The following is an 8260-nucleotide window of genomic DNA, read 5'->3' as shown; positions in this document are numbered from 1 at the left end:
GATTGAACGGTATAAGCTTCGTCCGCATGTGCAGATGTACCCATAAAGAATAGAGCGCCGGCAGCCAAAGTTGTTCCTAAAAATAATGTTTTAAGTGATTTCATGTAAAATCTCCTTCGTCGTTTTAAAAAGTATTTGTTGTGTTCAACGAGGAATACTTTAACACGTGGAAATATTTCATAGGTAATAGCTTCATAACACTTTGTGACAAATCTTCATTTTTTGTAACAAACAGGTTATCGGAAAATGTGAATAAAAATGAGAAAAAAGCCATAAAGTTTTATTATAGGGGCGGATGTGGGCTATTAAAATTAGAAAGTAATCAAAGGTAAAAGTTCAATAAAACACTTTTTTTCTAAAAAAAATGAGTAAAAATAGTCAAAACAGCGTATTTTTTTTTTAATTTGAAGGAGGATGTTACAATGAAAGAAACAAGGAGGCGATGATATGAGTAATAGATATTCAAAGATAATGGTAGCGGTGGATGGATCAAAGCAAGCGGAAAAGGCATTTTTGGAAGCCCTTGATTTAGCGAAAGATAATGAAGCAGAGTTAATCATTGTTTCTATTATCAATAAAGTGGAGTTAACACATAGTGCTTATGCCTTCTCAAAGATCTATGCAGAAGAGAAACAAAAGATCGAAGTTGAAATGTTAAAAAAAATCCACGATGCAAAAGAATATGGTTTGACTGAAATCCATGCGATTGTTGAGACAGGTGACCCACGACAGTTGATTGCTACTGTTTTTCCAACACAAGAAAATGTGGATTTGATCGTGATGGGAGCTACCGGAAAAGGTGCAATCCAACAGGCATTGGTTGGATCGACAGCTTCCTTTGTCGTTGCTCATGCCTCTTGCAGTGTATTAGTAGTGAAATAAAAGAGGGAGGGAATTATCATGGTACGTCCACAAGAAGTAAAGGCACCAAAGGAAAAAATCGAAGTGCTTGCTATTTTAGAAGATGGCACAAAAACAAGAAAAGGCTATTCCGTTGCTTTAGTCAAATGGTATGCAAAAAAAGCAATCGCTATAAGATGGGATGGGGACGATGCACAGGACAAAGGATTCCCAGTAACAGTAAATGGGTACCATCCTGCATGGTTCGTTTTACCAGATAAATTAACGGAACTTTATAGTAAAGATTACAAAGAATTGATAAATACGATGCGATTTATTGAGGATTTGGACAAATAGAAAAGAAGAGCGTGGGACAAAAGTGTTTCTTACTTTTGTCCCACGCTCTTTCAGGAGTAAAAAATGAAAAAGGTTATTTGGGATGAGTAAACTATATGGATCCAACCTTAAATCTAGCTTAAAAAAAGTTCGTTTTAAGAATGAAAAAATCTATCGTTATACGTAAAAATAGTTAGATGTCTTGGATCAAACAGGCCCATCCAACTATTCTTTGAATTTGCTATATATTACTTTTGCTTTTTATATAAGTAGAAAATCCAAAGAATCAGAAGTAAAGAAGATATCAATAGTCCTGCGGTATTCTTCATCAGGGCAATGGGCGTTTCCCAATGTCGAAAGGAAAAGATTTGATAAGTGAAGTAAGCGCAAGGGAGGCTGGCAATTAAAATGGAAAATTTTTTCTTCGTCCATTTTATGTAGTAAAAAAGGATGCTCAACATGATAAAAAAAGGAATATAAAATATCAGTTGTCCGATTGTAATCATATAACGCCTCCTATTTATTTAAAATCCCTGATACAAAATAACACTTTGTGAGATTATACGCAAGCTATACGTGGAAGTTTTCTTTATAAATGTTGTTTTTTTCCTTCTTTTGATTATCTCCTCTGTTCTTGCTATAATTATGTCGAAAGAAAGGATGAAAATTTCATGGATCAAGTAATGTTAGAAGTCGATTTACATTTAGTCAACAATATCCGCGTCATTTACTATCTTGTAAGTAACAGCGTAGAAAAGAGAGTATTAATCAACAAAATCAACGGGATATTAGCCAAAAAAGATGTTCATCATTTTAGTAATGGAGAAGATAGCTATTATAGTATTCCAGTTGAGAAAGTACTTTACACAACGGTGAATGTAAGGAAGGATCTCGACACAAAAACAGTCCACGACCCAATTTTTACCACTTATTGATGGGGAACGGAGGAAAACGATGAATCCATATGAAGCACTTATCCAGGATTTGATTGATGGGAAAATTGAGAAAATAGACGTCAATAGAGAAGATGTCATGCTCTTTCGTGAAGCATGGCTCAAATTAGAGGATCGTAAATATGTTGTAGGTAAAGCGCTACTCAATGGCAATGTAACTTATCATTATGATCCAACACGTTTATACTAAGTAAGCTGCTCGAAATAATCAGTACGAAAAAAGAAGATCCAACTGCCACAAAATGTTTCCTAATTTGTGGCAGTTGGATTTTTTTATGGAGATCGGGTTGTACATCTGTCTGTTTTTTGTTCTATTTCATCATGCACACCATTTTTTTGACAACAAACATCTGAATACATTTGTTTTTTTATGGAGTATCTGCTATTTTCTGAGCCAAAGTATGAGAGAAAATTACAACCATAGACGGATGAGCCTTTGTTTTTCTATTTATATAATGGAAAAGTAATCAACTAGGAGGGAAAAAAATGAAGGTATTAAAGATTTTTGTCGGCATTGCTTGTATGGCCGGTGTTATGTTATTTGGTTTAAAAATATATACGCAACATTCTCATAGCGAGATGGCAGGAGTCATGGATCAGCTAAATCCCCTTGTGACTAGGGGAGAAGTATATGTGAAAACCACGAAACCTGAAGAGGTCAACTCTTACGGTACAGCTAAATATGTTCAGACGGCTGCCGACAGTGACGGAAATGAACGGACAATCGAATATAATGGCATTTCAGTTTTAAAAGAGAACTGCTATTTAAAAATCACGAATAAAGGCGCACATATTGAAACATACGAAGAAATAGACAAACAAGCAGTACCAGAAAAAGCATTAGAAATCATTGTATAAACTATATTTTTATTATGTAAACCTAAGGATAGTTAAATCATAAAATCGTTGTTTTTTTGAAAAAACAAGCCAGATCATCTAAGAAATAGACGAAGCTATTTCGGATGATCTGGCTTATTTCGCGTAGTGGTGTGCTTTTACACTATTTTTATTGGGATGGCAGGGTTCGAACCTACAATTGCTTGATTCAGAGTCAAGTGCCTTACCAGTTTGGCTACATCCCATTCAATCAACAAAAATAGTTTAGCACTTAATTAAAAAAACGCAAGTTATTAATCTTTTGGGTAGAGCACTTCTTTAAGTAGGACTACTCGTTTCTCTATTTTTTTGATCAAACTAGACGGAAGAGAAATCAACGTTGCTGCAGATAATACTGTAGTAAGAAGCAGATATTCTTCCTGTTGGTTGCCGAGTATTTGATAAATTGTAGCTAAGCGTTCAATATACTCAAAGCGCGTATAACCAGTTCGAATGATCAGAAATTTTAAAAGATCGATCGCTTTTGAATAGTCTTTCTCAGAATAATAACTGAGAGCTTGACGATAAAGTTTTATTTCCAGCTCATTGAGAGAAGCAGGGCTATAGCGGTTTGTCCATTCTTTTACTGATACTTTTCGTTGAACATTCCCTTTGGTATCTCTAACAAAAATAATCGGCATGTCATTTGGGTCTATCTTTTTATGAATAAATCGTTCCATTTCCCTTGCTCCTTTCTCTTTTTCTTTAGCTAGAGTATAAGATACTTTCAAAAAAAATACTAGCTTTTCTTTAAAGTCAGCATTTGGCCGCCCATTGCCGTAAAAATTTTATTGAAATCGTTTATTGGAACAGCTCGATTTTTTTCTCCATAAGGATCATTGACATAGATCGTTGTATCATCATAACCTGTGACCACACAAGCGTGTATCAAAGGGGTTACTTTGACTTCACCATTATTGGTTGTCCATGTTGTGAAATCACTGTCAGTAGGCACCTGAAAATCAATAGTGACAGAAGTCCATACAGGTTCTTCTTTTTGCAACGCTTTTCTGATATCTTTCAAGGTCGCATCTGTTTTTGGTTCAGTATAATAATCTGTGCCGACGATTTCTTGAGCTAAAGTAGCAATAGGAGGAACATAGACGCCCATTGCCCAATCACCGCCAGTAATGTCACCAACGAAGCCTTCATTTGGATCACCGTGAGTACCGTCTGCATTGAAGACTGGGACATAAGTCAACTGATCTGCTAATTGGTTTTTCGTCGTAGTGTATCCATAATAAGATAAAAGCATCGAAAGGGAAGTTACTTCACATCCATTTTCTAAAGCGGGTGTATCAAATTGATTTTCTAAAGGAACATCAAGCAAGACTTCTTTTTTTTTTTGAGGAGGAGTTGCTGACTTGTTCTGCTGTGGAGAGAGAGGCTTTCTCACCCTCGTTTCGATGCAGGACATAGTACGTGCTAGAAAGAAAAATCAATGCTAGACTACCTAAAAACATGATTTTTTTTGCGTGGTTTTTTTTCATTAGAATACTTCCTTCGTCTAGTCTGACATATAGTATAATGGTTTTTATTTAAAAACAAATGAAATTTGACTTTTCTAATTAAAAAAGAACAAGTTTTTCTTAAGGGATAACGATTGTTCTGCAAAAAAAATAAAATATTTTGACTTGCCAACTGTTTTAATTGTGAAAACGAAATCAATACGCTATAATGCCAATAAGGTTAAAGAACAATTAATAAAAAACGAACTTTTAAAGACAATGAAAATTGAGATAGTATTACTACTTTTTTTGAGACTTATTCGTCTGTAAGAGTTTTAGCAGTTTAGGAGGATTTTGATGACGGAAGAAATGATCAATTTAGGAGAGCAATACTCATGTAAGCCAATCGGGTTTACACAGACAGTCGTTGGCGAAGTAGTTTCAAAAATGACAAACTGTGCCGTAGTCAAAGTTGCTCAATGCGCTTCTGAGGACCAAGATTTACTAGAAGAAAAAGCCAGCATGGTTGTAGCAAAATATGATACATTTGAATAAGAAAGAAAATTTGGACATGCAACAACAGGTTTGATGCTGCAAGTCCTTTTACTATGTAGCGGTTTATTTCTTTTTCTGGATGTGAGAAAAGGAAAGAGGTGTAGGTAAATGATTAGTCTATTTACGATATTATTGTTTTTATTTGTACTAGCGATGTGCTTGTTTCTTTGGCTTGTCCGTCGAGAAATCATCTATAAGACAGTTAGAAATCGCTGGGTATATTTAGTGGTACCTTTCTTAGCTATATTAGTGTTATGGTTTACACTTATCAGTGAACCAAGTGTAGATGATTTAGCGAAAGGGATTTTATCAGCATTAGTCTTCATTAGTTTTCTACTCGATAGTCGGGGAATAACGGAAGAAGGGTTAGTGTTAAATAGTTTTGATAAGCGAGGAGTGCCGTTTTCTGAAATCAACAAGATTGTTCTTTATCAACCCAAAGGTTCAAACGAAATTAAAATGAACTTTTTTCGTAATGGTTGGCGGGGGCCCCTAATGAAATTTTCTGTTTCAATGGAGGAATTAGTTCCTTTTTTGGCGCAACATCTAAATGAGGATGCTGAGATCGATATCATGATCGATTCAGATGAAGGATAGTGTGTTGTTGTGAACAAGCATAGAAGAGATCATGATTTAGAAATAACCTTAAAAAAGCTAGGTAGTTACGGTTTTCGTAACTACCTAGCTTTTTTCTAGTACTTAGTCAAATACGCGGAAACGATCTTCGTCATTCATGTATTCTTTTTCGCCAGCTGGTGTTTCTGGTGAACCGAATACTAATTGAGCGCGTAATTTCCAATTTGAAGGGATGTCCCATTCTTTAGCTACAGCGTCATCAATTACTGGATTGTAATGTTGTAAGTTAGCGCCTAGTCCTTGGTCTGCTAATGCAACCCATGTATTTGCAGTAGCGATCCCGTTTGATTGTTCTGACCAATCTGGGAAATTATCTGCATATAATTCAAATTGTTCTTGAAGTCCTTTGACTACATCAGTGTCTTTAAAGAATAGAACAGTTCCGTATCCGTTTTTAAATCCGGCTAATTTGTTTTGTGTGTTTGGGAATGCTTCAGCAGGTGTCAATGGACGAAGTGCTTCTTCAGTCATTTCCCATAGTTTTTCATGTGCATTGCCAAAAAGAATCACGGCACGAGTAGACTGTGCGTTGAATGCTGTTGGGCTTTCTTTGATTGCTTCTTTGATCAATGCAGTTAGTTCGTCATTAGATAAAGTGATGTTACGTCCTAAATGATAGATAGAACGACGGTTTTTCAATGTATTTGTAAAAGTTGTCATGTTAAAAATCTCCTTTGATTGCGTAGTGCATATTTTTTATGAGTACAAAAAGAAGTATATCATCTTACAAAAAGTAAGTAAAAAGAAATGCTCAGCAAAAAGAAATAAATTTTTTCTCTATGAAAAATGAAACGATCACAATAAATAAGGTGGCGGTTACATTGTGATTAAACGAGCTTCAGTTCGCTTTTTCAAGATTAACATCTATATAATTATTAAATTCGTATATGTCTTTTCTTATTATTTTCCAATCGTTTTTTACTGATTTTTATAGAAAATAAGTATATATTTCTAAAATAAGTTTTTTAGCTATTTTTTTCGGGAAGTGTGTATGTTATTTTCTGAAAATTTAAAGAATTGGGGTATAGATTATGGAAAATCAGCAAGACAAAAGCTTCTTCGGCCAGCCGAAGGGGTTGTCAACACTGTTCTTTACTGAAATGTGGGAACGATTTAGTTATTATGGTATGCGTGCATTACTTATCTACTATATGTACGATACCGTTACAAACGGGGGCCTTGGATTACCTCGTGCGTCAGCATTGGCGATCATGTCCATTTATGGTTCATTGATTTATATGTCAAGTATCGTTGGTGGTTGGGTTTCTGACCGCGTTCTAGGTGCGAAACGGACAGTGTTTTTCGGTGGTATCTTCATCATGATTGGACACATCGTTCTTGCTTTGCCATTCGGAGTTTCTACATTGTTTATTTCAATGGCTTTGATTATTATTGGTACAGCCTTTTTGAAACCAAATGTTTCAGGAATGGTTGGGCATCTCTATTCGAAAACAGACTTACGTCGTGATGCAGGTTTCTCTATCTTCTACATGGGGATTAACTTAGGTGCGATGATCGCTCCAATCATTGTAGGAACGCTTGGTCAAAATTATAACTACCATTTAGGTTTCTCACTAGCTGCTATCGGTATGTTCTTCGGTTTGTTGCAATATGTGATCCAAGGACGTAAAACGTTGGATGGTGTTGGAACAGTCGCACCAAATCCGTTGTCTAAAGAAGAACGTAAAGGGTTTATCCGCAACTTAGTGATCGCGTTGATCGTTATTGTAGCTATTTTTGGTGGTGCGCAAGTTACAGGACATTTAACAATTGATTTCTTTATAAATACAATCAGTGTCTTAGGTATTTTGTTGCCATTGTACTACTTTATCAAAATGTTAACTTCAAAAGATGTAACAACAGATGAAAAACCAAAAGTTTGGGCATACATCCCGCTATTTCTTGCAGCAATCATCTTCTGGTCACTACAAGAACAAGGTTCTTCGATTTTAGCGTTGTTTGCTAGTGAACGTACACAATCTACATTGTTTGGAATGACCATTCCAGCAAGTTGGTACCAATCATTGAATCCAATCTTTATTTTTGCACTAACACCAGTATTCGTCACGTTATGGACAAAATTAGGGAATCGTCAACCGTCAACTGTGGTTAAATTCTCTTTAGGACTACTATTTGCAGGGTTGTCTTTCTTATTGATGATGCTTCCAGGTATGCTTTATGGAACATCTGGTAAAGTTAGCCCATTATGGTTGATCGGTAGCTTCTTGATCGTGGTTATCGCTGAATTATGCTTATCACCAGTCGGTTTATCTGCGACAACAAAACTTGCACCAAAAGCATTTGAATCGCAAACGATTGCCATTTGGTTCTTAGCTGATGCTTCATCGCAAGCAATCAATGCGCAAATCGCTCGTTTCTACACACCAGGTACAGAATCAATGTACTTTGGAATTGTCGGTGTGGTAGCAATCGTTGGAGCTGTTTTACTCTTTACGATCAAAGAACCAATCAAGAAATTGATGGGATCGATCCATTAATCCATAAACATTAAAAAGAGGCAGTCGTTTATCGATTGTCTCTTTTTTTATTGTTCAAAATAGAGATGAAAGAACTAATGTTCACTCATTTTTGCTATAATAGATAAGAAACGGAATT

12 protein-coding genes, 1 tRNA gene and 1 pseudogene are annotated in these 8260 nt (G+C 35.7%); 8 read left to right on the top strand and 6 right to left on the bottom strand.

From position 1 onward, the window contains the following. Positions 1–104: pseudogene (locus DVW83_RS15975) on the bottom strand (LysM peptidoglycan-binding domain-containing protein); the annotation flags it as partial. A 343-nt stretch (positions 105–447) separates the two neighbouring features. Here DVW83_RS15975 and DVW83_RS09675 point away from each other — a divergent pair. Both DVW83_RS09675 and DVW83_RS09670 read left to right on the top strand, forming a co-directional pair. Then, positions 448–882 carry a universal stress protein gene (locus DVW83_RS09675; RefSeq protein WP_104662173.1) on the top strand — a complete coding sequence of 145 codons (435 nt, stop codon included), beginning with the start codon at positions 448–450 and terminating at the stop codon, positions 880–882. An 18-nt stretch (positions 883–900) separates the two neighbouring features. Continuing rightward, complete coding sequence (locus DVW83_RS09670) at positions 901–1197, top strand: hypothetical protein (RefSeq protein ID WP_104662172.1); 297 nt, start codon at positions 901–903, stop codon at positions 1195–1197. Between the two features lie 227 nt (positions 1198–1424). Here DVW83_RS09670 and DVW83_RS15970 read toward each other — a convergent pair whose 3' ends face one another. Beyond that, the gene (locus DVW83_RS15970) at positions 1425–1682 is read right to left on the bottom strand and encodes a glucose uptake protein (protein WP_104660514.1); all 258 of its coding nucleotides are present in this window, start codon (positions 1680–1682) and stop codon (positions 1425–1427) included. Positions 1683–1847: 165 nt separating this feature from the next. Between DVW83_RS15970 and DVW83_RS09660 the strand changes: the two genes are divergently transcribed. The 3 genes from DVW83_RS09660 (at position 1848) to DVW83_RS09650 (ending at position 2987) form a co-directional block, all read left to right on the top strand. Beyond that, positions 1848–2111 carry a hypothetical protein gene (locus DVW83_RS09660; protein WP_005877059.1) on the top strand — a complete coding sequence of 88 codons (264 nt, stop codon included), beginning with the start codon at positions 1848–1850 and terminating at the stop codon, positions 2109–2111. 19 nt (positions 2112–2130) lie between these two features. After that, positions 2131–2319 (top strand): hypothetical protein, encoded by a 189-nt coding sequence (locus DVW83_RS09655; RefSeq protein WP_005877061.1) that lies wholly within the window; start codon positions 2131–2133, stop codon positions 2317–2319. 296 nt (positions 2320–2615) lie between these two features. Beyond that, a complete protein-coding gene (locus DVW83_RS09650; protein ID WP_104660513.1) occupies positions 2616–2987 on the top strand; it encodes a YxeA family protein in 372 nt (123 codons plus the stop codon). A 151-nt stretch (positions 2988–3138) separates the two neighbouring features. On the opposite strand, the gene DVW83_RS09645 is transcribed toward DVW83_RS09650, so the two are convergent. From DVW83_RS09645 to DVW83_RS09635, 3 genes are all read right to left on the bottom strand, one after another. Continuing rightward, positions 3139–3211, bottom strand: a tRNA-Gln gene (locus DVW83_RS09645). Positions 3212–3259: 48 nt separating this feature from the next. Beyond that, the gene (locus DVW83_RS09640) at positions 3260–3685 is read right to left on the bottom strand and encodes a hypothetical protein (protein WP_104660512.1); all 426 of its coding nucleotides are present in this window, start codon (positions 3683–3685) and stop codon (positions 3260–3262) included. Between the two features lie 59 nt (positions 3686–3744). After that, the gene (locus DVW83_RS09635) at positions 3745–4401 is read right to left on the bottom strand and encodes a C39 family peptidase (protein ID WP_404845314.1); all 657 of its coding nucleotides are present in this window, start codon (positions 4399–4401) and stop codon (positions 3745–3747) included. Positions 4402–4810: 409 nt separating this feature from the next. Here DVW83_RS09635 and DVW83_RS09630 point away from each other — a divergent pair, with 409 nt between their 5' ends. Together DVW83_RS09630 and DVW83_RS09625 are read left to right on the top strand one after the other, a co-directional pair. Then, positions 4811–5008 carry a hypothetical protein gene (locus tag DVW83_RS09630; RefSeq protein ID WP_005877067.1) on the top strand — a complete coding sequence of 66 codons (198 nt, stop codon included), beginning with the start codon at positions 4811–4813 and terminating at the stop codon, positions 5006–5008. A gap of 108 nt (positions 5009–5116) precedes the next feature. Further along, positions 5117–5605, top strand: coding sequence for a hypothetical protein (locus DVW83_RS09625; RefSeq protein ID WP_005877069.1), 489 nt, complete (start codon positions 5117–5119; stop codon positions 5603–5605). A 102-nt stretch (positions 5606–5707) separates the two neighbouring features. Here DVW83_RS09625 and DVW83_RS09620 read toward each other — a convergent pair whose 3' ends face one another. Continuing rightward, a complete protein-coding gene (locus DVW83_RS09620) occupies positions 5708–6304 on the bottom strand; it encodes a nitroreductase family protein (protein WP_104661137.1) in 597 nt (198 codons plus the stop codon). Between the two features lie 371 nt (positions 6305–6675). Between DVW83_RS09620 and DVW83_RS09615 the strand changes: the two genes are divergently transcribed. Further along, positions 6676–8142: a peptide MFS transporter gene (locus DVW83_RS09615; RefSeq protein WP_104661136.1), complete on the top strand. Its 1467-nt coding sequence runs from the start codon at positions 6676–6678 to the stop codon at positions 8140–8142. Positions 8143–8260 lie beyond the last annotated feature (118 nt).

Source organism: Enterococcus sp. VV15 (genome assembly GCF_005236045.1).
GTDB classification, from domain to species: Bacteria; Bacillota; Bacilli; order Lactobacillales; family Enterococcaceae; genus Enterococcus_B; species Enterococcus_B durans.
Note: the sequence above shows the minus strand (reverse complement) of the source record. Positions and strands in the feature narration are given on the sequence as shown.

What these genes read in the sequence shown, in the direction of transcription:
- DVW83_RS09675 (WP_104662173.1), top strand. Translation starts at nt 448, where the DNA reads ATGAGTAATAGATATTCAAAGATAATGGTAGCGGTGGATGGATCAAAG.
- DVW83_RS09670 (WP_104662172.1), top strand. Translation starts at nt 901, where the DNA reads ATGGTACGTCCACAAGAAGTAAAGGCACCAAAGGAAAAAATCGAAGTG.
- DVW83_RS15970 (WP_104660514.1), bottom strand. Translation starts at nt 1,682, where the DNA reads ATGATTACAATCGGACAACTGATATTTTATATTCCTTTTTTTATCATG.
- DVW83_RS09660 (WP_005877059.1), top strand. Translation starts at nt 1,848, where the DNA reads ATGGATCAAGTAATGTTAGAAGTCGATTTACATTTAGTCAACAATATC.
- DVW83_RS09655 (WP_005877061.1), top strand. Translation starts at nt 2,131, where the DNA reads ATGAATCCATATGAAGCACTTATCCAGGATTTGATTGATGGGAAAATT.
- DVW83_RS09650 (WP_104660513.1), top strand. Translation starts at nt 2,616, where the DNA reads ATGAAGGTATTAAAGATTTTTGTCGGCATTGCTTGTATGGCCGGTGTT.
- DVW83_RS09640 (WP_104660512.1), bottom strand. Translation starts at nt 3,685, where the DNA reads ATGGAACGATTTATTCATAAAAAGATAGACCCAAATGACATGCCGATT.
- DVW83_RS09630 (WP_005877067.1), top strand. Translation starts at nt 4,811, where the DNA reads ATGACGGAAGAAATGATCAATTTAGGAGAGCAATACTCATGTAAGCCA.
- DVW83_RS09625 (WP_005877069.1), top strand. Translation starts at nt 5,117, where the DNA reads ATGATTAGTCTATTTACGATATTATTGTTTTTATTTGTACTAGCGATG.
- DVW83_RS09620 (WP_104661137.1), bottom strand. Translation starts at nt 6,304, where the DNA reads ATGACAACTTTTACAAATACATTGAAAAACCGTCGTTCTATCTATCAT.
- DVW83_RS09615 (WP_104661136.1), top strand. Translation starts at nt 6,676, where the DNA reads ATGGAAAATCAGCAAGACAAAAGCTTCTTCGGCCAGCCGAAGGGGTTG.